Raw genomic sequence first — 350 nt, forward strand, 5'->3', positions numbered from 1 at the left:
GTGTAGAACACCGCCTCGTGTGGTGATGCCAACGCCCGCAACTCGCCGGCGATCATCGCGAACGCCGCATCCCAGCCGATCGGCTCGTAATGCGACGACCCCGGCAGCAACACCATCGGATGCGTCAACCGGCCCTGCTGCCCCAACCAGAACTCGGTCCGACCCAGCAGATCCGACACCGAATGCTCGGCGAAGAACTCCGGCGTCACCGTTCGGGTGGTCGCCTCCTCCGCCACCGCCTTCGCCCCGTTCTCACAGAACTCCGCATGCTTGCGGTGCCCCGGAGTCTCCGGCCACGCACACCCCGGACAGTCGAACCCTTCCCGCTGGTTCAACTTCATCAACGTCCG

1 pseudogene is annotated in these 350 nt (G+C 65.7%); it reads right to left on the reverse strand.

The features are described 5' to 3' along the window. Positions 1–350: pseudogene (locus tag AZG88_RS06380) on the reverse strand (hypothetical protein); the annotation flags it as partial.

This window comes from Rhodococcus sp. LB1 (assembly GCF_001583455.1).
Taxonomy (GTDB): domain Bacteria; phylum Actinomycetota; class Actinomycetes; order Mycobacteriales; family Mycobacteriaceae; genus Rhodococcus_F; species Rhodococcus_F opacus.